This is a genomic window from Aliinostoc maniaoense (genome assembly GCF_058172895.1).
In genome coordinates this window covers 369,878-395,393 of record NZ_CP187952.1, presented here as the reverse complement: position 1 = coordinate 395,393, position 25,516 = coordinate 369,878, and the positions used below count along the sequence as shown (strand labels likewise).

At 41.9% G+C, this 25,516-nt stretch carries 19 protein-coding genes; 7 read left to right on the top strand and 12 right to left on the bottom strand.

Annotated features, from left to right (window positions below; genetic code table 11):
* Positions 1–21 precede the first annotated feature (21 nt).
* The 4 genes from ACPZ3T_RS01655 (at position 22) to ACPZ3T_RS01640 (ending at position 5,290) form a co-directional block, all read left to right on the top strand.
* Entirely contained in the window at positions 22–690 is a 669-nt protein-coding gene (locus ACPZ3T_RS01655) for a PIG-L deacetylase family protein (RefSeq protein WP_490273251.1), read from the top strand.
* Between the two features lie 42 nt (positions 691–732).
* Positions 733–1,800, top strand: coding sequence for a FemAB family protein (locus tag ACPZ3T_RS01650; protein WP_490273250.1), 1,068 nt, complete (start codon positions 733–735; stop codon positions 1,798–1,800).
* A gap of 79 nt (positions 1,801–1,879) precedes the next feature.
* Positions 1,880–3,043, top strand: a complete 1,164-nt coding sequence (locus tag ACPZ3T_RS01645; protein WP_490273249.1) for a DegT/DnrJ/EryC1/StrS family aminotransferase — start codon at positions 1,880–1,882, stop codon at positions 3,041–3,043.
* A gap of 60 nt (positions 3,044–3,103) precedes the next feature.
* The gene (locus tag ACPZ3T_RS01640; RefSeq protein ID WP_490277090.1) at positions 3,104–5,290 is read left to right on the top strand and encodes a GumC family protein; all 2,187 of its coding nucleotides are present in this window, start codon (positions 3,104–3,106) and stop codon (positions 5,288–5,290) included.
* 140 nt (positions 5,291–5,430) lie between these two features.
* Here ACPZ3T_RS01640 and fhuB read toward each other — a convergent pair whose 3' ends face one another.
* Together fhuB and ACPZ3T_RS01630 are read right to left on the bottom strand one after the other, a co-directional pair.
* Complete coding sequence (gene fhuB / locus ACPZ3T_RS01635) at positions 5,431–7,356, bottom strand: Fe(3+)-hydroxamate ABC transporter permease FhuB (protein WP_490273248.1); 1,926 nt, start codon at positions 7,354–7,356, stop codon at positions 5,431–5,433.
* Between the two features lie 40 nt (positions 7,357–7,396).
* A complete protein-coding gene (locus ACPZ3T_RS01630) occupies positions 7,397–8,299 on the bottom strand; it encodes an ABC transporter substrate-binding protein (RefSeq protein ID WP_490273247.1) in 903 nt (300 codons plus the stop codon).
* 332 nt (positions 8,300–8,631) lie between these two features.
* Here ACPZ3T_RS01630 and ACPZ3T_RS01625 point away from each other — a divergent pair, with 332 nt between their 5' ends.
* Positions 8,632–11,256, top strand: a complete 2,625-nt coding sequence (locus ACPZ3T_RS01625; RefSeq protein WP_490273246.1) for a TonB-dependent siderophore receptor — start codon at positions 8,632–8,634, stop codon at positions 11,254–11,256.
* A 209-nt stretch (positions 11,257–11,465) separates the two neighbouring features.
* On the opposite strand, the gene ACPZ3T_RS01620 is transcribed toward ACPZ3T_RS01625, so the two are convergent.
* From ACPZ3T_RS01620 to psbD, 10 genes are all read right to left on the bottom strand, one after another.
* A complete protein-coding gene (locus ACPZ3T_RS01620; protein WP_490273245.1) occupies positions 11,466–13,250 on the bottom strand; it encodes a M61 family metallopeptidase in 1,785 nt (594 codons plus the stop codon).
* Positions 13,251–13,594: 344 nt separating this feature from the next.
* The gene (locus ACPZ3T_RS01615; protein WP_490273244.1) at positions 13,595–14,281 is read right to left on the bottom strand and encodes a Crp/Fnr family transcriptional regulator; all 687 of its coding nucleotides are present in this window, start codon (positions 14,279–14,281) and stop codon (positions 13,595–13,597) included.
* An 848-nt stretch (positions 14,282–15,129) separates the two neighbouring features.
* Positions 15,130–16,269: a GspE/PulE/PilB domain-containing protein gene (locus ACPZ3T_RS01610; protein WP_490273243.1), complete on the bottom strand. Its 1,140-nt coding sequence runs from the start codon at positions 16,267–16,269 to the stop codon at positions 15,130–15,132.
* Between the two features lie 464 nt (positions 16,270–16,733).
* Positions 16,734–17,915 carry a HetZ-related protein 2 gene (locus ACPZ3T_RS01605; RefSeq protein WP_490273242.1) on the bottom strand — a complete coding sequence of 394 codons (1,182 nt, stop codon included), beginning with the start codon at positions 17,913–17,915 and terminating at the stop codon, positions 16,734–16,736.
* Positions 17,916–18,508: 593 nt separating this feature from the next.
* The gene (locus ACPZ3T_RS01600; RefSeq protein ID WP_015139154.1) at positions 18,509–18,859 is read right to left on the bottom strand and encodes a carbon dioxide-concentrating mechanism protein CcmK; all 351 of its coding nucleotides are present in this window, start codon (positions 18,857–18,859) and stop codon (positions 18,509–18,511) included.
* Positions 18,860–18,950: 91 nt separating this feature from the next.
* Positions 18,951–19,262, bottom strand: coding sequence for a carbon dioxide-concentrating mechanism protein CcmK (locus tag ACPZ3T_RS01595; protein WP_490273241.1), 312 nt, complete (start codon positions 19,260–19,262; stop codon positions 18,951–18,953).
* A gap of 105 nt (positions 19,263–19,367) precedes the next feature.
* Positions 19,368–19,589, bottom strand: a complete 222-nt coding sequence (locus ACPZ3T_RS01590; protein ID WP_490273240.1) for a hypothetical protein — start codon at positions 19,587–19,589, stop codon at positions 19,368–19,370.
* 292 nt (positions 19,590–19,881) lie between these two features.
* On the bottom strand, positions 19,882–21,633 hold the full coding sequence (locus ACPZ3T_RS01585; protein WP_490273239.1) for an iron uptake porin: 1,752 nt from the start codon (positions 21,631–21,633) through the stop codon (positions 19,882–19,884).
* A gap of 366 nt (positions 21,634–21,999) precedes the next feature.
* Positions 22,000–22,281: a 4a-hydroxytetrahydrobiopterin dehydratase gene (locus tag ACPZ3T_RS01580; protein ID WP_490273238.1), complete on the bottom strand. Its 282-nt coding sequence runs from the start codon at positions 22,279–22,281 to the stop codon at positions 22,000–22,002.
* A 584-nt stretch (positions 22,282–22,865) separates the two neighbouring features.
* Positions 22,866–23,921, bottom strand: a complete 1,056-nt coding sequence (gene psbD / locus ACPZ3T_RS01575; protein ID WP_490272761.1) for a photosystem II D2 protein (photosystem q(a) protein) — start codon at positions 23,919–23,921, stop codon at positions 22,866–22,868.
* Positions 23,922–24,407: 486 nt separating this feature from the next.
* Here psbD and ACPZ3T_RS01570 point away from each other — a divergent pair, with 486 nt between their 5' ends.
* The gene (locus ACPZ3T_RS01570) at positions 24,408–24,680 is read left to right on the top strand and encodes a UPF0367 protein family (protein ID WP_490273237.1); all 273 of its coding nucleotides are present in this window, start codon (positions 24,408–24,410) and stop codon (positions 24,678–24,680) included.
* Positions 24,681–24,792: 112 nt separating this feature from the next.
* Positions 24,793–25,452: an ABC transporter ATP-binding protein gene (locus ACPZ3T_RS01565; protein ID WP_490273236.1), complete on the top strand. Its 660-nt coding sequence runs from the start codon at positions 24,793–24,795 to the stop codon at positions 25,450–25,452.
* Positions 25,453–25,516 lie beyond the last annotated feature (64 nt).

Sequence of the window (25,516 nt, the reverse complement as noted above, 5' to 3'; positions counted from 1 at the left end):
ACATTAAAAATTGAGGATAACATGAGCAAAAAAGTATTAGTAATTGCACCCCATCCAGATGATGAAGTTTTAGGGGTGGGAGGAACAATAGCCAGGTTTAGTGATGAAGGTGCAGAGGTTTCTGTAGTAATTGTGACTCAAGCTTATCCACCTGATTATGACGAACAAGTTGCAGAGTGCGATCGCATACAAGCTTTGACTGCTCATAAACTGCTAGGGGTGAAACAGACAATCATTCTCTGTTTACCTGCTGCTCGTTTAGATACCATTCCTCATCGAGACATTAATCGTCAATTGAATGAAGCTATTCACAGCATTCAACCAGAAATTATGTTTATTCCCTTTTGTGGGGATATTCATTTAGATCATCAACGAGTTTTTTTATCAAGTTTAGTAGCTGCTAGGCCTAATGGGGGATATACACCTAAAACTATCTATGCTTATGAAACACTCTCAGAAACTAATTGGAATGCACCTTATTTAACTCCTGGTTTTATTCCTAATGTGTTTTTTGATATTTCTCCCTATCTAGAAACCAAACTCAAAGCTATGCAAAAGTATGCTTCTGAAGTGCAATCTTTTCCTCATGAGCGTTCAGAAGAAACTCTCCGCGCTCTTGCTACATTACGAGGTAGTACCGTTAACCGTTTTGCGGCTGAGGGATTTGTTTTAATTCGAGAAATTATCTAATATTTTTAGTTTTTTTACAACAATAGATGAGGTAACAATAAAATGGAAGTTCAAGTAATTAGTTTATCAGACCCTTTGTGGATCAATACTTTAAGCAAATTACCTCATGACATTTATCATTTACCTGAATACCTATATCTAGAAGCAAATCGACTGCGTACAATTCCTGAAGCTATTTTGATATCAGATAGAGAAAAAATATTTTTCTTGCCTTACTTGATGAGGAGTTGTGAAGACGTAGTATTGGGAGAAATAGATAGTATTTTTGATGTAATTTCACCCTATGGCTATCCAGGAATTTTAATGAATGAATCCGCTATTAATACCCCTGGATTTGCAGATGCTGCTCTAGATTTAATGAAGCAACAATTTTCTTCTAGAGGAATATGCTCTGCTTTCTTACGTTTACATCCGATTCTTAGTGAAAGCTTCACTGATATTTTTGCACCAGAAACTTTTAGATTAAATGGCAAAACTATCTCAGTGGATTTAAATACTTCTAACTTTTGGAGTCAGACCAGAAAAGGACTTCGTAGCACTATTAATAAGTGCAAACGTTTGGGAATGGTTGCCAGAATGGTTTCATTTACTGATTATTTAGATGAGTTTGTTGCCATTTATGAAGAAACGATGGGACGGGTAAGTGCAACATCAGGATATTATTCCTTTAATTTTGAATATTTTAGTCAGATGAATGAATTGTTAGGTTCTCATCTACATTTAGGTATAGTTGAATATGAAAATCAGATAGCTTCTGCTGGTTTATATACAGAATGTTGTGGAATTGTACAAAGTGCCTTAGGTGGAACAAAAAATGAGTTTGTGCATCTATCACCTAGTAGTTTAGAAACTGACTATGCAAGATCGTGGTTTAAAGAACGGGGAGATAATTTTTTACATTTAGGTGGTGGACTTGGTGGTTCAACAACAGATAGTTTGTATACTTTCAAATCTGGATTCTCTCAACTTTCTCATACATTTTTAACCTTACGTTTAATAGTTGATGAAGAAAAATATCATCATTTAGTTAACTTAAAAGCGAAATTGTTAGATATCCCAGCTTCACAATTATTAGCATCAGACTTCTTTCCTGCTTATCGTTCACGATAATAGAGAGGGAACGAGGAACACATAAAGAATACTACACCACTTTTTGTCATGTCTTGAGTTATTGATTAATTAGATCAAGATGAAGAACCCAATATTACTTTCAACTCCCCATATAGGATCTGAAGAATTAGAATTTGTTAAAGAAGCTTTTTTCACGAATTGGATTGCACCTGTCGGCCCTCATGTTGATGCTTTTGAGGAAGAATTTTGTCAAATCACTGGTGCTAGTCATGCGGCTGCCGTCAGTTCTGGAACTGCTGCTTTGCATCTGGCTTTACGATTGCTGGGAGTAGAACCTGGGGATGAGGTGTTTTGTTCTACTTTAACCTTTGCTGCTACCGCTAACCCCATAGTTTATTTAGGTGCAAAGCCAGTTTTCATTGATAGCGATCGCTATTCTTGGAATATGAACCCAGACTTGTTGCATGAAGCCTTGCACAATCGCGCCCGTCAGGGTAAATTACCAAAAGCTGTAATAGTGGTACATCTATATGGTCAAAGTGCAGATATACAGCCAATTCTCCAAGTCTGCAATCACTATCAAATTCCCTTAATTGAAGATGCCGCAGAAAGTCTAGGAGCTACCTATAAAGGACGTTCGCCTGGAACATTTGGACGCATTGGTATTTACTCTTTCAATGGCAATAAAATAATTACTACCTCTGGTGGTGGAATGTTGGTTTCCCAAGACCCAGAATTAGTTCACAAAGCTCGATTCTTAGCAACCCAAGCACGCGATCGCGCTCCCCACTACCAACATTCAGAAATTGGCTACAACTACCGTCTCAGCAATGTTTTAGCTGGGATTGGTCGCGGTCAATTACTGGTTTTGCATGAGCGAGTTGCCGCTAGAAGACATAACTTTCAGATGTATGCCTCTGCGCTGGCAAAACTACCAGGATTAGAATTTATGCCAGAAGCTGATTATGGCCAATCAACTCGCTGGTTAACTTGTTTGACGATAAATTCTCAAGCCTTTGGTGCAGACAGAGAACAAGTCCGTTTAGCACTTGCTAAAGAGCAAATAGAATCTCGTCCAGTTTGGAAACCTTTACACCTCCAACCCGTATTTTCTGAATGTGAATGTTTTGGCGGTGAAGTAGCAGAAGATTTATTTACACGGGGTCTTTGCTTACCTTCTGGTTCTAATCTCACCACCGAAGATTTAACAAGAGTGATCGATGAAATCACAACAATTCACTACGGTATTCACAAAAATCAAAGACCTCTATTCATGGTTTAAAATGAAATTTCTTTGACACACCTCAGCATCAAACTCACTTTCAAACCATCCCAATTAATTATGGAAACTCAAGAATATTATTCTTCATTTGATAAATATTGGCACATTTTCAATCGTCGTAGAACATCAGCAATATTGATTTTTATACCTGTTTTCTTGATATCTTCATTAGGTTTGGTTTATTTGAAGAGACCTGCTTATCTAGCAGAAGCAAAGTTAAAGTTTCAACGAACAAATACTACTTCAACTCTCACTGGTGTCGGTACGGAAATCAGTAAACTAGAGTCGGTAGCGCAAAACCAAACAACTAATCCCCTGAATACAGAAGCAGAGGTGATACGTTCTAACCCAATTATCAAAAAAACCATAACTAAGCTGAATTTAAAAGATAATCGAGGTCGTCCTTTAAAAACTAGGGAGTTTCTCAAAAAGCTGACTGTAAAAGATATTAAAGGTACTGATGTTCTGCAAATTTCCTACCATGATCCTCATCCTGAAACATCTGCCAAAGTTGTTAATACTCTGGTAGAAATTTATTTAGAGCAAAATATCTCTTTCATCAAAAATGAAGCCTCTGCTGCTCGTAAATTTATTGAAAAACAACTACCAAATGCAGAAATAGTTGTGCAGAAAGCTGAAGCCGAACTAGCTAATTTTAAACAAAAATACAAAGTTGTTAATTTAGAAGAAGAAGCAACAAAAGCACTGGAAGTCATCACAGAACTGCAAAATCAAATGAATACTGCTCAATCTAGAGTAGCTGATAGTGAGGCACAGTCTCAATCAATTCGTAAACAACTCGGTATGAACTCACAACAGGCAGTATTGATGACTTCCCTCAGTCAGACTGCTGGTGTACAAAATATTCTCCAAGAAATCCAGCAAGTAGAATCACAACTGACCACAAGGCGTAATCTTTTGCAAGATAGACATCCACAAATTATTGAATTAGAGGAAAGATTAGCATCATTAAAGAGGCTATTACAACAAAGAATTAGTCAAGTTGTCGGCACAAATCCATCTCAACTAAATCAGAACTTGCAATTAGGTACATTGCAACAACAACTGTCAGCTAAATTAGTAGAATTAGAGTCAATTCGTCTAGGAGCAGCCAATCAATTTACTACCTTATCTAACTTGCAAACTGCCTATAAAACACGACTAAATAATTTGCCAAAACTGCAACAAAAACAGCGTGAATTAGACCGGAAAATCCAGGTTTCTCAAATTACCTATTCATTACTTTTACAAAAACTGCAAGAAAGTCGGATAGCGGAGAATCAAAATGTTGGTAATGCCAGCATTATTTCCCCGGCTGAAATACCAGATGAGCCGATGTCTTCTCCCCTAATTTCCTACTTAAGTGCTGGCTTGTTAGCTTTTGTAGCATCTTTAGTCACCGTGTATATTTTGGAAGCAAAAGATAAGTCTATCAAAAATATTGATGAAGCTAGAAAGTTAATTGGTTTAACTTTATTAGGTGTAATTCCCAGAGTTAATAAGTTCAAAAAATATGGGGAGGAAGATGAAGGCATAGAGTATTATAACCAAAGAATTATTATGAGGGATTTTCCGCGCTCTGCTATCAGTGAAGCTTATCGGATGTTAAGAGCAAATCTGCGCTTTATGAGTGCTGATAAAGAGCTAAAAGTGATTGTTGTCACTAGCTCTGTCCCCCAAGAAGGTAAGTCAACAGTGGCTGCTAACTTAGCTACAGCATTAGCTCAAAAAGAACATCAAGTATTACTCATAGATGCAGATTTACACCGTCCCGTACAGCATAAAATTTGGGACATTAATAATAGTCAAGGTCTAAGTAATGTAATTGTTGAGCAAACAAATACTAAAATAGCCATTAAGCCAGTGATGGAACATTTGGATGTCCTCACCTCTGGAGTAGTACCGCCTAATCCTGCATCTCTATTAGACTCCAAACGTATGGCAACCTTAATTGACACCTTTGCAACTAAATATAATTTTGTAATTATTGACACCCCTGCTTTAAATGTTGCAGCTGATGCTGCTACCTTGGGACAAATGGCTGATGGTGTTTTATTAGTAGTTCGTCCAGGTGTAGTAGATTCAGTCAATGCAGCTTTTGCTAGAGAATTTTTAGAAAAATCTGGTCAAAATGTTTTAGGACAAGTAGTTAACGGTGTGGTTTCCTACAATGAACGCTACAGCTACTACTTTGCTGAAGAAGATTACCCACAGGAAACTATGAGTATGGCTAAAGTTAAAGTCTAATACCATTTCACAAAAAATATGATGCAAATGTAGGTTGGGTTGAGGAACGTAGGCGCAGCCTTCTCGTTCGCGCTAGCGTTGCGTAGCAAAGAGTAACCCAACACATCAAAGTCTTATGATTGTTGGGTTTCACTGCTGATTTAGAACCTCCTGCTAAATCCTAGCAACCACAGAAAATAAGGTGTACCAATTAGGGCAGTGACTAACCCAGAGGGAATTTCTTTTGGAGCTAAAACAACGCGACCAACGATATCAGCTAAACTTACTAAGACTGCACCTAAAATAGCAGCTATGGGTACTAGCTGGCGGTGTCGAGAACCAACTAATAAACGTGCAGCATGGGGAGCAATTAACCCGACAAAGCTAATAGTTCCCACCGTCGAAACAGCAGCAGCAGCTAAAGCAACTGCGATCGCTAATATTACACCACGAGCTTGCTGTAAACGCATCCCCAAAATTCGCGGTAAGTCTTCCCCTAACGCCATGACATCTAATTTACGGGCAAGTAACCACCCCAAAGGTAATAAAATCAAGGGAAACCCTAACAATTGCCATACCTCATTCCACTGGCGAGCGTAGGTACTTCCAGCTAGCCACACCAACGCCTGAGCTACCTGCAATTTAGATTTGACTACCAACAAGTTAATCCCAGCCGCACAAAACGCAGACACCGCAATTCCTATCAAAGCTAGCCGCGCTGGTGCTACACCGTTTTGCCAAGCTGCTAAATAAACTACACCAAAGGCTATAACTGCACCAATAAAAGCAGCGATTGGGATGAATGTTACAGGTAAATTCGGTAGTAATACTAATACTAGCAATGCCCCCAAACCTGCCCCTGACGTAATCCCCATAATTTCCGGTGCGGCTAGAGGATTGCGGACAACTCCCTGTAATAATAAGCCACTGATGGCTAAAGCTGCACCTGCTAATAATGCTACCAGTAAGCGGGGTAGGCGTAAGTATAAGACTATCCTTTCTGTAAGCGCGTCACTGTTTCCCACGATGACTGAAATAAGTTGATCAATACCTAAATTCATATTGCCGAGGGATAATCCCAAAACCAGCACTAGTAGTAGGGAAACAAACCCAGCAAACAGTAAAACAGGATACGGGAGACGGGATTTGATGAAACCATGATTTCCCCCTGTTTTACTCAATAGACGAGGCGATGAGCGTACCAACCAGACTAAAAACGGTGCGCCTAATAAAGCTGTGATACTCCCCGCAGGTAATTCACTAGATATCTGCTGTGCTATTAAATCAGCAGCTAGTAAGACTACTGCGCCCCAAATCGCCGCCGATGGTAATAAAATTCGGTGTCGGCGACATCCCATTAATTTCGGGATGTGGGGTGCAACTAAACCTACAAAGCCAATCGGCCCGACTACACTCACGGCGACGGAGGCTAAAAATATACCTAGTAGGGTACTAAATAAGCGTGTCCACTGGACTTTTGCACCGAGGGAACGGGCGACATCTTCGCCTAACAGGAGAACATCTAAGGGTTTGGCGATGATGAAAACTGCGATCGCTCCTAATAATACTCTAGGTAGAGCGTAAATACTTCCCTGCCAATTGGTTTGTAGTAAAGAACCTGCACCCCAAAAAAATAAATCACGGGTTTGGTTTTCGTAGAGTAGTTGTAAGGCGGAAGTGAAGGCGGCTAAGGCTAGGGAAACGGCCATTCCTGAGAGGGTGAGGCGAATGGGGGTGATTTCTTTCCCGGCTATGGCGTAGACGAGTAAGGCTGCTAATATTCCACCTGTGAATGCTACCAGTAAAGGCGACCAACTAAATATTTCTGGTGCAAAGATGGTGGTGGCGGTGACGGCTAAATATGCGCCAGCGTTGACTCCTAATGTGGCGGGTGAGGCTAGGGGGTTACGGGTGATTGTCTGGAATAGTGCGCCGGCTATTCCTAAAGATGCGCCTGATAAGATTCCGATGACTGTGCGGGGTAGTTTGATGTAGAGGAGGATGTCTTCTGGGGTGGTGATGGGGTTGCTGTGGAGGAGGAGGAGGGGGAGGAGGATGAGGATTGGGGTGATTAGGGGTTTGAGCATGAATTTGAAACGCAAAGGGGCGCGGAGGTTAACGCGGAGGTTACGCAAAGGTTTGGATGATTTTTTCTGTGAGGATTTGGGCTGATAGGGGGCCTCCGAATAGCCAGGTGTCTGGGGCGATCGCATACAATCTGTTTTGTTGGACGAATTGTAGTTTTTGCCATACGGGGTTAGTTTCTAGTTGTTTTTGGTAGGGGCTGTTGGGTGCGGCGATATAGATGAAGTTGGCGGTTTGTACTTTTGGTAGTGCTTCTACCCAGACTGTGTTGAAGCCAAAACGGTCAAATTCTCCTTTCCAGGCGTTTTTTAAACCGATGGCTGTGAGGATTTGTGCAGCCATTGAGTTATCGGTAAAAAGGCGGATTTGGGGGGCGTTGTCGCTGAATTGTCCGAGGATGAAATCGGGTTTTTGGGTGTTTTGGATGCGGGTGGCTGCTGTTTGAAATTGGGTTTGCATTTGCTGAAGGATTTTCTCGGCTATGTCTCGACGGTTGACGCTTTCGGCAATTTTGCGGAATGTTTGCTGCATCTCATCGAGTTGATTTGAGTTTTGCGCCGAGGGATAGGGGTTAAATATGAGGGTGGGGGCGATCGCAGATAAGGTATCGTAAATATTTTGATGTCTTAACTCTACACCTAAGATTAAATCGGGTTTTAATTGCGCGATCGCTTCTAAACTTGGTTCTTGACGTGTTCCTACATCAACTACACTCTCATCTAGGGATGGTTGGATGTTGACATATTTTTTGTAGCCCTGGATATCTGCAACTCCTACAGGTTGGATTCCCAAAGCTAAAAGGTTTTCTACATACACCCATTCTAGGGCGACTACTCTCGTTGCAGTTTGATTAGCAGCTTGGGGACGAGGAGAACGATTACAAGCCACCGTCAAAGCGGAAGCCGTCGCCGCAGTTAAAAAGGTGCGTCTAGTAAATTTGCTCATACTCTTATTAGCTTCTAGCTATGCTATTGAGATAATAAATGCAGTTTATTGCAAAACTATAGCGATAATTTGATTTTAGCTTGATCAGACGCTTATTTATGACCACATACATGAAATCCATGCCTGAAGTACGCTGATCAAGTCATGGTTTTTTAAAAATTTCACTAAACTACTTGTATAAATTCTCAAATAAAGATATTTTTATAAGTCTAAAGACTATTGCGAATACAAATCAATAAAAATCTGCGATGGGTGATGTCAATAGACATGATCCAGTCGCAACTTTTAGGTGTGAAGTGAAAATGAAACCCGGAAACATCCTTTTTTTTCTCTTGCTTACAGGCTCTATTTGCTCATTACTCAATCACCCTGCTAAAAGTCAGGAAACAGCATCACCAACAGAGGAAATCAAAACGTCTTTTCCCTATACCCCTACACCCCTACACCCCTACACCCCTTTACTAACACAATCACCAACACCTAACGCACAGACATTGATTCAAGTAACTGGTGTGAAGGTTGTTCCGACAGATCAAGGTGTAGAGGTGATACTAGAAACCACCGCCGCCGAACAATTGCGGATAGCAACACAGAATCAAGGCAATAGTTTGATTGCTAATATCACTAACGCTCAACTGAATTTGGCGCAGGGAAATACATTCAGCCAAGACAACCCAGCTAAAGGTGTAACAGGTATCACTATAGTTAATCAGGATGACAATACTATCCGAGTGACGGTAACAGGTGAGCAAAGCCTTCCCAGAGTTGAGTTATTTGATAGTGATCAGGGTTTAATTTTAGCCTTCACACCTACAGAAGTAGCTGCTGATTCTCCAGAAACGCCAGAGAATGAAGCGCAAATCCCAACGCCACCAGAACAACCAACTGCGGAAGCGGATGAACCAATAGAACTGGTGGTGACAGCCACACGTACAGAAACACCGTTACAAAATGTCCCGCGTTCCATCACCGTAATTAACCGCGAACAAATAGAGAAACAAGCCAGCACTTCCCGTAATTTAATCGAAATTCTGGGTAAAACCATTCCTGGGTTAGCACCACCAACACAAAGTGCTAGTAATTTCGGTTTGACTCTGCGGGGACGTAATCCGCAAATCTTGATTGATGGTGTTCCCCAATCTACAACTCGTAATGCGTCACGGGATTTGAGAACGATTGATACGGCGGCGATTGAACGAATTGAAGTGGTACGCGGCCCCAGTGCAATTTATGGTGATGGTGCTACTGGAGGTGTGATTAATATCATTACCCGCAAACCCACCGAAGAAAGTTTGACTTCGCGGACAGAAGTTGGTGTGAGTGCAGCTTTGGGTAATTTAGAAGGAGAAAGTTTTAGCACCAACTTCCAGCATTTGCTCTCGGCTAGACAAGGGAATGTAGATTTTACCTTTAACTTTGCTGTAGCGAAAACTGGCGGCTTCTTTGATGCTCAAGGCGATCGCATTCCTTCTGATCCTAACGCCCAAGGTGGCTTTTCTGATGCTTCTAGTATTAGCTTATTTGGTAAATTCGGCGTTGATATCGCTACCAATCAACGTCTACAACTGACTTTTAACCGCTTCGATGAGAAGCAAGATACAAATATTGCTAGTGACCCCAGCGTTAATACTATCCTAGGCAGGCAAAAGGCTCGTGCTTTGGAAGGGTTGAGTTTGGATGAAAAGCCAGGGAATGAAAATACATTCATCAACCTGCAATACACCCATGACGACTTATTCAACAGCAAATTACAAGCACAGTTGTATTATCGGGATTACTTAACCCGCTTCTTTCCCTTTGATGGTCGTAACTTTGCCAGTTTAGGGAATGAAATCATTCAATCACGGGTGGAATCAGAAAAGTATGGCGGACGTTTGCAAATAGAAACACCTTTATTTAACCAAGGTGCAGCTAAACTACTTTGGGGTGTCGATTACTCTAAAGAAGATACATCCCAACCTGTATCGGTATTTGATCAAGCGGCGTTTGCTGCTAGTGGGGGGTTAGCATTTCGCAAAACAGGCGATCGCTCTTGGACTCCGCCTTTAGAATTAAGGAGTCTGGGATTATTCGCACAATTGAATTGGGAAATTAGCGATCGCTTAGTATTAAATGGTGGTGTGCGCTACGAAAATGCTGATGTCAGTGTCGATGATTTCAGCACCTTAGCTAATCCCAACGTCACTATTCCCGGTGGCGATTTAAACTTTGATGCGACTCTGTTCAATGTCGGCGCAGTCTACGCTATCAATCCACAAATAAGTGTTTTTGCGAATTATGCTCAAGGTTTCTCACTCTCAGATATTGGGTTAGCACTCCGCAACGCCCAACCAGGTTTTTCCGTAGAAACTCTTAATCCTGAACCGCAAAAAGTAGATAACTATGAAATTGGGATTCGGGGACAATGGGATACTGTCCAAGCTTCACTCTCAGCCTTTTACAACGAGTCAGACTTGGGTACAACCTTCACCGCACCGGGGACTGTAATTCGCGCCCCAGAAAGAATCTATGGTTTAGAAGCAGCCGTTGACGTACAACCGAGTTCTCAATGGCAATTAGGCGGGACATTTACCTTAATTGGTGGTGAAATTGATACTAATAATGATGGTGATTATGAATCATTAGATGGGTTTAGAATCCCTCCATTAAAAATCACCGCCTATGTAGAAAATGAGACTTTACCCGGTTGGCGAAATCGTCTACAAGCTCTATTTTCCGGTAGTCGAGAAGTATTTACTAATAACACCACCGCCTTTGGTAGAAGACCTGTAGAGAGTTATTTTGTAGTCGATTACATAAGTAGTGTGAAGCTCGGTACAGGCACATTACAAATAGGACTAGAAAACCTTTTTGATAATCAATATTTTCCTGTAGTTTCGCAATTGCAAGCAAACGATAGTGCTTACGCTGCGGCTAGGGGTAGGACTTTGAGTATTAAATACTCTTTTGACTGGTAGTTTCTAGGCAATATTATCTAGCTTTCAAAGCCTTTTCCCGGAAACAATGTAAAAACCTCTAGCTCAGGCGATCGCTTACAATCTGGTAAACTAGGCAGCTAGAGGTTATTGATAAAGTGGGGATTCTCGTAGGTATTCCCAAATTTTTATGCGGCTAAGTATTGGCCAAAACAAAGTAAATTTACCAAGCATCCACAAAATTGCTGAGGTTAGCAAATTGTAGATAGGGGTGTACCTAACCAGCCAGCAAAATTCTCTTGTTGTACGGAGTCGGCATTTTGTATTGCTACTACCTGATACTTCGTAGCACGCGGTTGTGCGAGGGTGACGGATAAAGTCCGCAGTTCGTCTTGGTGGAAAATTGTCACTTGAATGGTATCATTTGGCTGATAATCTTTAAGGCGATCGCTCAGGTGATGAGATGTCACCTTAATACCTGCGATCGCTAGCAGTTCATCACCTGCATCAATCCCAGCTAATTGGGCAGGAGAACCAGCCTCGACAAATTTAATCATTTCCCTACCATTGTCGGTATGTACTTTGATTCCCAGATAAGGCTCGTCTTCCTTGTCTGTCACCAAACGTAAACCAAACGGTTCTAGATACTCATTAAATGGTAATTCCTCTGTACCATCAATATACGCATCAAAAAACTCTGTTAAATTCACTCCGGCTACAGATTCAATAATTGCCTGCAACTGTTGGGGTGTATAGCCAATTTCTGGTAGCCCAAATTCCTGCCACATTTGCCGCATCACATCATCCAGAGAAAGCCGGTTGCGATGCCGCGCCCTAATTAGCAAATCTAGCAGCAAAGAAACCATTTCTCCCTTCAAATAGTAGGACATTTGGGAATTACCACTATTGGCATCTGGGCGATACAGTTTAATCCAAGCATCAAAACTCGACTCAGCCAAGGATTGTACTTTCCTCCCTGGAGTTGTCAAAAATCTGGTAATCTCCTTACTCCAATAATTTAGATAGCATTTAGCATCATAAATCCCTGCCTTTAAAGGAATAAGCAAGTCATAGTAACTAGTTGTCCCCTCACAGAACCACAAAGAAGGTGTATAGCTTTCTTGATCGTAATTAAACACCTCTAGGGCTTTAGGGCGAATGCGCTTGACATTCCACAAGTGAAAGAACTCGTGCGCTAATAATTGGATAAACCGTTCATATTTATCTTGAGCGCGAAATCCAAACCGTTGATAAATCAAAGAACAACAGTTTTTATGCTCCAAACCTCCATAGGCTTGGGCAAATAAATGTAACAAAAAGACATAGCGATCGTATGGCAAACCGCCAAACATCTCAGCTTCTATTTGAACAATTTTTTGAATATCGCTAATTAATGGCTGTACTTGAAAATTTCCTTGTCCCCAAATAGCTAGTTCATGAGGTTTTCCTAACACATCAAACTGATACACCTGATGCTCGCCTACCTCAAACGGACTATCTACCAAAGTATCAAAATCGGCAGCATAAAAAGTATTAGATTTGTCAGGGATCTTTGGTAAGGCGGTAGTGACTCGCCATTGAGGATAGGGCGGGATGACACTTACACGGATAGGTAAATTATCACAACCCACCAGTCTTAAAAACAGGGCTGCACCATTGAAATACCCGTGAGTAGAATCTAGATGATTGGTTCTTACCGATAGCTCATTAGCAAAAATACGGTATTTTATGGTTACTTCTACTACATCACTTGTATTTATCTGCCAGTGATTTTTGCTAACCTTACGCCAACTTAAAGGCTTTTCTCCTGCAAAAGCCGCAAAATCTTGTAAATTTTTGGCGTACTCCCGCACCAAGTATGATCCTGGTGTCCATACCGGCATTTTTAAGTCAAGAATTGATGATGTATGGTTTACAATTCGTAAATTAATTTCAAATAGATGCGTTTCTGGTTGTGGCATTGCCACCTGATAATAAATCGTCGGCACGGTTTCCTGGACGTTAATATCGATACGAGGTGCTGTTGCTTCAGTCATCTGTAGTTAAGAGTGGTAAGTTCTGAGTCAAAAGTCAGTCCATAGTTAATAGTTAATAGTTCATGGTCAATAGTCAATAGTTCACAACCTGAGACTCCGCATTTAGGTATCCAGCAGCACCAGCTACCACAATAGAGCCAACCGGACAAAAACTCGCCCAGGTCAAGCTCACTAATGCTTGCCATATCGCAACTAAAGACTCGCCCACCTGACTTGGCTTAACAAAACACTGCTTTCTCAGAGATTATTTATAAAGTAAACATTAAATTCTTTATGGGTATTTGTATTAATAATTAAGAAAAATTTTATATTTACTTTATAAATCAATGCTTAGTAACTAGCAATTATGAGACTTTCCCGGCTAAATTCACCAACTGTTTAAAATTTATCAGATGCACAATATTGTTACCATGATCAATTTTTATCCAACCTTTTTCGTGTAGTTTTTCCATAATTTTAGTCGTTTCTTCAACACCAATTTCTGTCACTTCTGCTAAATCTTTAAAAGGTATATTTAAAATTTCCTTACCTGTTGGTGATTCATGGCCATAGCTTTCACCTAAACTGACTAAAGTATGAGCAAGTTTAACCGCAGGTGGTGAAGTCCTAATTTGTAAACGTTGATTAATTTGTCGCAATCGCCGTACCATTAACTGCAACATCCGATGGTGTAACTGGGGATCTTTAAACAGTATTTGAATAAAACGTTCTCTGGAAATACTGAGCAATTTGACTGGAGAAAGGGCAATTACATCTGTTGACCGGGGAGATTCATCCAAAATCGCCATTTCTCCAAAAAAATCGCCCTTACCCAAGATGGCTAAGGCAACAGAATCTTCTCCACAGGTGCGCCTGACTTTCACCCAGCCAGAAACTACGAAGTAAACGGCGTTACCCCAAGCATCTTCCATTAAAACGGCTCTTCCAACTGGGTATTCATGTTCAATGGCAACATTGAGTAGCCACTCTAGGGTTTGTGGGTTGGCTGTACTCAACAAAGGGAAAATTTCACTAAAAACCTCGGTCTGCATGAAATATCTACTAAAAATAAATTTGGGAAGGGAAAATAAAGCTAGGTATTTTTAAGTTTTAAAACCACAATCTGGCTATAGATAAAGACAGAAAGTTTGTGATAATTGTAACCAGAACTGCCAAAAGAGATAGTCTCGATTGTCATTACAACATAACAATTGTGTAGAAAATCGCAATCAGAGGTTTTACTGACACCCGACAATACGGGAAACTTGGTAGCCTCGCATCTAAAGATCGAGGAGGAAAAGTGACTCGTGCGACTTTAGTCGCAGTCAAAAAAAATGGTAAAATAGTAGCGTGAGTAAGGTAATACTCCTGCACGTTGAAGCTTCTTAGTACGGCGAACTCCCGACATATTCGGAATCGCATTGAGTCGATATCCCAAGAATGTAAGTAATGGCAAGTAGCTGAGTGTACCGCAACATTGGCTGAGTGGAGAACCCCGGAAAGCATTAATTAATTGAATAAATAACGTAGCTGTAAGACTCATGGATGTCGTATGTTCAGTGATGTCAAGCAGGTAGGGGGACTTTTGACTGTCCCTTCTAAGTGTTTGTTAGAGAATCCCCCGACTTTTTGTTTAAATGAGCGTAGCGAAATTTAAACAGTCGGGGGAGTGTCAAACCTATGATTGAGCTTAGGTACTTCCAGACAATAAATTATCTCCTCTACCCCCTGCTCCTCCGCAATTGCTCCACTTGGGCAAAGCCCTTCGCGGAGCGTCTCGAAGAGAAGACCGCATTGCTCTCTGCCCCCTGCCCCCTTGCTTAACTGGAATATCCCGCCTGGCTCGCTGCCACAGGTAAACAACAGCATAGTTGCAGGTGTCATCTAAACTGGGGGAGTATCACAGGGGTAATTGGTTATTTGCCGTCAGTACTTTGATTTGTTGGTCTAGGTTTTCTATTAATTGGTTCAGAGCTAGAATAGCGTCTGATTCTTCCGATTTCAGGGCTGGATTGAGTAACAATCTTTGATTCAATTCCTGTAGCTTATGGCTGAGTTGTTGAGAAATACGGATAACATCTCGGCTGAGATTAACTACCTGTTGCTGTTGATAGAATTTTAAAGCTGCTCCCCGTAGCACTTGTAATGTAGCTTCTTCGCCATAGCTTCCTGGCATAACCCGAATCCGTAATAATACGCGGGTTTGTTGATACAGGCATTCTTTTTCTACTTGTCTTGGTTCTGCGTGTCTGGTGACAGGCAAAGCCACAAAACGCTTCAATTCATTTAGTACCCCTTGAAAAATAGATAAAGGTATATCCTCTAACACTGATTGTAAAACCCCGTTATCGCTCCAGATAATTCTCCCCTGATAAGGTTGTCTTTCTAAATACAGACGACCAATTCCCCCACTTAAGACTCGTGCTAGTAGCTCTTCTAGTAATTTCTTAGGTGGTAAACTTGTAAGTTCTTCTATAGAGGTGAATACTTCTGGCCGATGCAACTGCAAAACAGTCATATCGTTGAAACTCACATTTTCCACTGACTGATTACCAACAGGAACAACGCCGGGACTTTGAGCAGAAGATTGATGCTGTGAGGATGGGGGTATAGAATCCATCGTGGCAGGATTGTCATCGGGATGTTGTTCTAAATTAGTTGTGGTATTTGCTGGTTGTGTGAGTTCCTTTTCTGGTAAAGATGTATTTTTATAGGTGAGATAGACTGAGAGAATGCTACGGTGGGTTGCGATCGCAATTTCCTGGGTGATCATTGTGTAATTGGCATAGGACACAATGCGGTTGACATAATCTAAAGCCCCGTTATCCAGTGGATGAACCATACCGAGCAGTAATTGCTGATTTTCTAATTTTAGGGGCAGTATTTGGTGGTATAAACAAGCTTCAAAGGATAAGAAGCTATCAATCAGTTTAAATATCTGTTCGCGTTCTGGTTCTTGCTCCCAAATACTAGGAGTTGCGGGTGGCATTTCCTGGCTATTGGCTTTGGTATCAGATAATTTACCGTCTGGAGACCACATAGGTTTGTTAGCTTGGTATTAAGTCTAGTTATTAGTTGTCTAGTCAAATATATTCAAGTTTTAACAAATTCATCTAATACTCAATGAACTTGCTATAATTAAGTTTATGAGCCTAGCAATACAAGCGACCTCTCCTGTTGGATGTTCAAAGCCTCTGTGACTAGATAACCTCATATTTTAAAGTAGTCTAGAACATTGAAAATCAATAACTAGATAGAGTGGCTCGTAGTTAGTCCAGTAAGGCTTCGCCTTGAGCATCAGCCGAACGGTGTAAACCTTACAAAGCTAGAAATATTCGACTATATTTTTAGTAACTATTTCTTTCATATTTTATGTTGGTATTAAGTCTAGTGAGCCGTCAATAAATATACTCGGTGAACTACTCCAATTTTTTATTGCGAAGTATTGGCTGTAAAACTGGGCAAATACTTCGCAATCTGTTGTATGGCTTTAACGGGAAACGGTTATTCTTGGTTTCTGATGGCTTGGGCGGCGAGGTAGACTTTTGTCCATTCACCCATGACTTGATGGGGTTTGAGTGGTAGTTGTTCGGCTATGGCTTCTATGGAGTTACCAGCTTTGCGTAAAGCTAAGATTTGCTTACCTATGGGAGTTAACTTTTGCTCAAGTTCCTGCCATTGATTTGGGGTTAAACCTAAATTATTTTCTTCTAAGGAAATTGATAGCCAACTATTGACGAGTTCTGGTTTACCTTTGAGGGCAAAGACACGCACGGCGTGATAGCTAATTTTTTCCCGTAGGCGGTAGATTTCTTTTATGGGTTTGTTGAGTTTTTTGGCGATTTCATCTTGAGATTTGCCTTGGAGGTAGAGTTTTAGCCACTCTACTGCTTCTTTATCTAAGTTTTCTTGTAAATAGTTAGCAAATTCTGCTTGGACGGTTTGCCGTAGTAGTTGTTGTTCTTCTAATTGTTGTGCTTCTTGATATTCTGCGATCGCCTGACTATCTACTAAGTTAACTCGATTATCGTTGTCATCTGTTAATACTTCTTCGGAAACTAGCCGTACTAAGTCACTACCAGGTACTTGAGTTAACCCACCACGTTGAGAACGGCGGAGATAGTTAACAAAGCGATACACTAACAAGGGTTGATTTCGTACTGGTCGTAAGCAATACTCTTCTGTGGCGGCAAATAATAAAGTATCTTTTAGGCGTTTATCTAGGGCGATTTCAGCAATGTACGCCATTTGCTGCTGCATATAATTATCGTTTTGCAGTAGTTCTTGCAGCACTTCTTGTAAAACATCCATGACATTACGCTGGCGATCGCGGCTCAGGGAAATCCAGGTTTGAATTTTATTGCGTAATGTTGCCACACTCCCTAAACGAGTGATCAAGTTACGATAAGCGCGTTCTCGTCCTACACCTAAGTAACGTTGAGTTAAGATTTTCCAGCGATATTCCATCGCTTGTTTAGCAATATCAAGTTCTTTGGGGTTGAGCAGATCAAACCTTTGTAAATCACGTCCTAGTAGCCAGAGAACAATGCTTTCTCTAGCTGTGACACTTACATTTTGTTCTGGACACTCCGCAGCTAGCCGCTTGCGCCAAAATTGCGCTAGTTTTTCTGCTTCCGTTGCCATAGTGAGATTGTATTCCTCAAAACCCTGTTTTAAAGTTTGCATCACAACCCCCTTTGATCCCACTCAAATAATTAGCTAGCACTTGCTTGTGAGTCCATCATGTGGATGAAGACTTCTCAGCGATTCCATTGTTATTACGTCTAAATTCACTAACTTTATGCAGGAATTTACTTAAAATTATGGCGATCGCTAGGTTATAACTCCCGGAAATTACGGTATATCAAGCATTTCCCTCTATTTAGTTGAAGTTAAACTTTTGTATACTTCCCTGTGGTCAGGATGAACAAGTAGAGGATGGGCTTTTATGATCAAAGGGTTGAGAAAACGTAACATTTTACGACTATTGGAAGGATTTAATCGGAATTACCTCCATTAAAGACACTGTTTACAGCCTAAAAGTTTCGCTAGACAAACTTTCCTTTGAGAATCTGAAAATTTTGTAATATTTCTTGTCACTACATCATCTAGCGTAGTTAAAAGAATACAATCTTCAACTCCGTTTTAAAATTGATGTGGATCAGGCATCATCAGTCATCAGTGAACAGTTATCAGTTACTTGATCACTGTTCACTGATTTAATTTCCTTATCTCCTTTTATAGACCAGAAATATCACACCTAATTGTGTAGATTGGCTCTAACGTCCATTAGAGGAGCGAATGATGGGGTTTTCTACGGAGTCCCGATATTGTTGAACTGCTTCGGTGTAGCCAATGGGCAGGACAGCTTCCACGTTTTCATGGGGACGGGGAATAATTACCCAAGATTCTAGAGTGCCACCATGAACATTTTGTGCTGCTTCTACACCAGCCGCCATAGCAGTTTTAACTTCAGAAACATCCCCCCGAATATTGACTGTAAAACGCGCACTACCCACTCTGATATACCCAACTAGGGTAACTCGGCCAGCTTTAACCATTGCATCTGCTGCGGCTAATACAGCAGGAAAACCCTTAGTTTCTAAAGCTCCAACTGCTTGTAGTGACATTACTAATCTCCTGTATGAATAAAATTATGGGTTTGTTGGTGTATCAGTGAATTGTACGAAGTTTCGCTACAAATTTTGATGACGAAATTGCTTAGAACATTCGGAAAGGCTCAGATTTTTGGGTGAAGTGGATTGGTAAAATTGCTTCCACGTTGTCTGGGGGATTGGGAACTATATAATGGGTGATCACTTCACCACCATAAGCTTGTTCACCTGCTTCAATTCCAGCTGCAACTGCTGTTTTTACTTCAGCAACGTGTCCCCGAACGGCAACTAACAAGCGCGCACTTTCCGCTTGCCCATAATACACTAGTGTGACTGCGGCAGATTTCACCATTGCATCTGCTGCTGCTAACACTGCTGGAAAACCCAATGTTTCAATTACGCCAACCGCCATTGGCATGGCATCAGCTCCTGTGAATAATAAGTAATATTAATTTTACGAGGCTTTGTCCCTTTTTTGACAAAGGAGATATTTTTCTCTGTTGCAGAATTTAAGCATAATAATTTATTGGAAAAAGCTAGGTACTCTACGAGTTCTCGGTAGCGTTGCGTGGCAAAGGCTGCGCCAACAAAACCTCGCCCCTTGTGGGGGATATCTCCCCTGCTCCCTCCGTTCGCGTAGCGTCCCGCAGGGAAGTTCCCTACGGAGGAAGCCTCCGCACCCTACGGGAAGCAAGCTACGGACTTCTCTCTGCTCCCCTGCTCCCTGCCCCGTTGCTGCCTTCATCGAAACCTCTGGGTCTGAAACCCCGTCCTTTTGGGACGGCTTTCTGCTACACTTAAGTACATACCGAGGGACATCCGGGAATTTAAGTCTGTGGAGCAAACATAAGACCGAAAAACCTTTGGGGTGGAGGCAGTTGCTAAGAAGCAGAAATCTAAGCCGTGAGACTTAGAGAATCCTTGTACCTTCAGGTCAAGGAGTATGTCAAGATAAGTCTTTAACCGGAGACAATATAAAAAACCCCGCTATAAAACGGGGTTTTGATGTTTAAAATCTTGAATTGATCAGGAATGCTCTAGAAGGTGAAAGTAGTTCTGAGAGTACCGATAATCGCATCGTCGCTGTTATTTCTTTGGTTAACATTGGTCAACCAGATGATACCAGGAGTGATGGAGATGTTGTCAGAAACACGATATTTGTAGAATCCTTCAACTTGGTAGGGTACTTCATTAGAACCGGGAGTTAGTCCGGCACGAGAAAGTGAATAAGGTTGTGCGCCTGCGAAAATACCCAATACGTTACCTTGCTTACCAAAGTCAGGCAATGCTACACCAACGCCGTAACTCCAGACTTCTTTGTCATTATTTACACCAGTTTCTGTGACATCAGTATAAGAGACGAAGCCACTAATTGATAATTTATCACTAGGTCTGAAGGCTGCTGATAAGCCATAAGAATTGCTAGAAGCTGAGTTAGTTAAAGTATTAGCTCTTGGAGTACCTACTAAAGCAACGTTGTCTTCATTTGCGAATAGTTGACTGCCTGCACCGGTGTAACCGTGAACATAAGTTGCAGCTAATGCCAAGCGATCGCCTACACTAAAGTTCAATTGACCTAATGCAGCATAGTTACCGTTGAAGATACCTGAACCAACACCGGGATTGTTTGCTTCAGAACCTAAATAACCTAAAGTTAAGGAACTGGGTCTGAGGATACCGCCGCCTTTACCAAAGGGTAGATTTACTGCTATACCTGCACCACCACCAATCCGATAGATGGGGCTTTCAGAAGAGAAGCTAGATAACGCACCGTTACCACCATCTGTTTTGTCGAAGAAGTAGGGGTTGTTAACAGCAGCATAATGGCTGTGTCGTCCACCGACAGCTGCCAAGTAGACTTGAGCAGGCCCTACAGGTGCTTCATAGGTCAGTCGGTCTACGACAACATTGTTGTTACCAGTGCTACCAACTTGGAATGTTTGTAAACCTTCACCACCAGTAGTAGGTTGACCGGTTGCAGGGTCTACGAATCTGCTAGCATTACCAGCAGCTAAACGGGTAGTTAATAAGTCTCTACCTGTGAAACTGGTGTTTAAGCTTAAACGAACTCTGTTTTGGAATACGGTGTTATTGGCATCACCGACATTATCTCCAAACACATCAGTTACTGCAAAAATAGCTTCACCGGCAAGTTTGGTGGTGGTGGAGAATTGGTTGGCTTCCAATTCCGCAGTCCGGGCTTCTAATGTATCTACACGACCGCGCAAGGTTGCTAGTTCAGCAGAAAATTCTTCTTGCAGGCGTTGTAAGGTGGCTAAATCTTGTTTGGTGACTAAGTCAGCTGTAGCTGTCGCAATCAGTTCGTTCACCCGATCTAAACAAGCGTTCAAACCTGCTGCAAATTCATAGCGGGTTAAGGCTCTGTTACCGCGATATGTGCCGTTGGGATAACCAGCGATACAGCCATAACGCTCAACCAGGGATTGTAATGCTTGGAATGCCCAGTCGGTTGGTTGTACGTCGGAAAACTGAGAAACTGATGTAACTTGAGACAGAGAAGTGTTGTTTCTGCCTTCGTTACTATAGCGGTTAACTTGGTCGATTACTTTTGTATTTTCAGTGGTTGGGGCTGCTTGAGCCACAACTGCTGGTTGTTGAGCAACTTCAGTGACTGTAGTTTCTGTTGTTGCTACTTCTGTAGTTGGTACTACAGTTGTTGGGGCTTCTGTGGTTGTAGTGGGGGCGGCGATGGCTGTTGAAGAAACCAACAGGCTTGCTCCTAATACCGCCGGACTAACGACTAGGGATTTCCACAATAAATTAGACATCTTTACTTTTCTCCTCACACCTTGTATAGATAATTGTTTTCGCTGCACTTAATTCTCACCATTCGACATCTTAGTTAAAATCTGCCGATGAGGCATAGTTGCCACTACTACAATTTTAGTTTTCGCAAAGCTAATAACTGATTAACTTAATGTTAAAAATTGATGTAATTAACTTATGCAAAAACATAACTATATAGCCTATTATTATAGGATATTTGAGCTACATGGCAAGGGATAGGCGATCGCCTCATTAACTGTCACACTTCATTACCTCCCATAAAAAAGAAAGAGTAGGGTGGAAAAAGTTCCCTACTCTCTGCAAAGTTTTATTTCATCTGCGGCTTAAACTGGCTGCGATCACACTATTTAACTAATCTCAGAAATTACTCTGGCTAAATCAAAATCTTTTTGTGTCAACCCACCTGCATCATGTGTTGTTAATGTAATTTGCACTTTGTTATAAGAAATCTGTATGTCTGGATGGTGTCCGGCTGATTCCGCAGGTTCTACCAATTTATTGACAAATCCAATGGCAGTAACAAAGTCGGCAAATTTGCGGGTAGTTTCCAACTTAGAACCTTCTACAGTCCACCCTGAAAGCTTGGTTGCTTGTGCTTGAATCTCTGCATCAGTTAGTAGTTGCGCCATATTAATTCAAGTCTCAACAGTAATCACTTAACTGAATTTAACGCGATCGCTGCTCAAATTACCGTCGGCAACTATCAATAAATCTTAGGATACCTATAAAAAACTATCCGCTCTGATGTTAGATCAGATGATCTATATCAGAGCGGTCTAGCGGGTCTTCAGGTTGCAACCAGACTGCCGGAAGGAACTCCGTGCTTTAGCCTAGCTACTAGTAGCCAACTTAATCTGACGAGCAGATTAAGGCTAACTTTTAGAGAACAGCCCCGGCGCACAGCCGGCTAACTGCAACCTGATGACCCATGCGTTTACTACTTTCTATCATGGGCATCACCTCCTTGTTGCCTAAACGGTCTTAGTCTCAAAAAGGCAGAGAATATATCTCTGGGCGTTAACCTTCGACTACTATAGCATATGAAAAATTAATTTGATCAAATGAGTAATGAGTAGTGAGTAATGAGTAATGAGTAATGAGTAATGAGTAATGAGTAATGAGTAATGAGTAGTTTGCTCTTAAAGAAAAACCCCCGCATTTTAGCGGAGGGTATGAAAACTCTGAAAAATTGATGAATGTTAAATCATCACCCTTAGAGGGCGTTACCGCGAGGTAGTACCTCTTCGGGGAATACAAATTTTTCGTGAGGCTGATCTTGAGGAGCCATCCAAGCGCGGATACCCTCGTTCAGCAAAATGTTCTTGGTATAGAAAGTTTCAAATTCTGGGTCTTCCGCAGCGCGTAATTCTTGGGATACGAAGTCATAAGCGCGCAGGTTGAGGGCTAAACCGACAATTCCGACAGCACTCATCCACAGCCCGGTAACTGGTACAAACAACATGAAGAAGTGTAACCAGCGTTTGTTGGAGAAAGCAATCCCGAATATCTGTGACCAGAAACGGTTTGCTGTCACCATTGAGTAGGTTTCTTCTGATTGGGTGGGGTTGAAGGCGCGGAAGGTGTTTGATGCTTCGCCGTCTTCAAATAGGGTGTTTTCTACGGTTGCACCGTGAATCGCACACAGTAATGCTCCACCTAATACACCTGCTACTCCCATCATGTGGAAGGGGTTGAGTGTCCAGTTATGGAATCCTTGCAGGAATAATAAGAACCGGAAGATGGCTGCTACTCCAAAACTGGGGGCGAAGAACCAAGATGATTGTCCCAAGGGGTACATCAAGAAGACGCTGACGAATACCGCGATGGGGGCTGAGAATGCTAGGGCGTTGTATGGTCTGATTCCTACTAACCGCGCAATCTCAAATTGACGTAGCATGAACCCAATTAGTCCAAATGCTCCGTGTAGGGCTACGAAGGGCCACAATCCACCCAATTGACACCAACGGGTGAAATCCCCTTGTGCTTCTGGCCCCCACAGTAACAACAGGGAGTGTCCCATGCTGTCTGCGGGGCTGGATACTGCTACTGTTAGGAAGTTTGCCCCTTCTAGGTACGATGAGGCTAGTCCGTGGGTGTACCACGAGGTGACGAAGGTTGTACCGGTTAGCCAACCGCCTAATGCTAGGAAGGCGCAGGGGAATAGTAATATTCCTGACCAACCTACGAATACGAAGCGATCGCGCTTTAACCAGTCGTCTAGTACGTCAAACCACCCTCTACTGGGGGCGCGTCCTACTGCGATGGTCATGAGAAAAAATCTCCAAATCTTTATAAGTACGGGTTTTGATGTAGATGAGCATAATGAAGCTATCTACATACAGAAATGTTACTAGGTTGTCAATCTAGTTTACAATTTTTTACTGACTCTAATAATTCTAGGTGCAAATCGCTAATTTTTCCAGGGGACTGGAGAAATAATTTTATTTTTGATACAAAAAATTGTGCCTGACCTAAAAGGAGAGAGGTCATCAAAGTTTGAAGAAACAGGGGTGTAAGGGTGTAGGGGTATAGGGGTATAGGGGAAGAAAAAAGTGTTTCTTTCATTCATAGGGGTTGGTGTCCCGCCAGTGCGCCTGCTCCTAAGAAATAAGGCAGGGGGCAGGGGGAAAGAGAATTTTACTTGTTGTTTTCGCCCTTGTGGTGGGTGCGCCTCCGTTGGAGACTGTCGATGACCTGCTAACCCCATTGTTATGACGCTAAAATGAGTCCTACAGTTATATGTAGTTACTGCTAAATGTTTACCATCGACTTAACCATCAGAAATACCGCTTTTCCGGCATCAGTTCAACGGAAGACAGCAGAAGATGCTGAAGCTGTGTATCAGCTAATTTTGGCGGCTATGCGTTCTGGAAATCCTGACATTGTAGAACTTAAGTGTGAAGGCAAGACAGAGAAAAAAATCGCTGTTCGTGCCAGTGAAATAACCGGAGTCCAGATTACTGAAAAAGATGGTGTCAGCACCAGTAGCGGCAGGCCACCGGGATTTTTTGCCTTAGCTGGTGAGTAAGGGATTTCCAGTCCCAAAAATATGCCCAATGTAGGATGCGTAACGGTTGCTCATACTGACGCATCCTCAAAACTTCTAAATTAAAAAAGGGTTTCAGACTCAGGAGTGTTTGATGACGGCCGCAGGCATTGTAGTTAAAGATTTAAAGTTTAGTTGGCCTAATGGACAGACAGCGATTGAATCTTGCTCTTTGGAAGTACCCAAGGGTGAATTTTGGATGTTGTTGGGTACAAATGGCAGTGGCAAATCTACATTACTCCGTTTGCTAGCCGGACTTTTAGCTCCTGAGTCTGGAGAAATTGGGGTTTTGCATCCTGTTGGCTTTGTCTTTCAAAATCCTGACCATCAACTAGTTATGCCAACTGTGGGTGCAGATGTGGCTTTTGGTTTGGTAGAAGAAAAACTGCCCAATAAGATGGTGCGAGCTAGGGTACAAGAGGCATTGGCAGCAGTTAACTTAAGTGCTTTTCAACTACGCCCAATTTATGCACTCAGTGGGGGACAAAAACAACGGGTAGCTATAGCGGGTGCGATCGCTCGTCACTGTGAAGTCTTATTATTAGATGAACCCACGGCTTTGCTAGATCCTGATAGCCAATTGGATTTAGTGGCTAGTGTCCGCAAACTTGTCAAAAGTAGAGGTATCACTGCTTTATGGGTGACGCACAGGTTAGATGAGTTAAATTACTCTGATGGTGCTTTTTTACTAGAAAAAGGGCAACTCATAGACAGTGGTGAACCTCAGCGTCTCAAACAAAGATTGATGGAATAAATTCAGTCAATTTAACTCCCTTGTCTGTCCCAGTCTCCAGTTATCAATAATTTCTCACAACAGC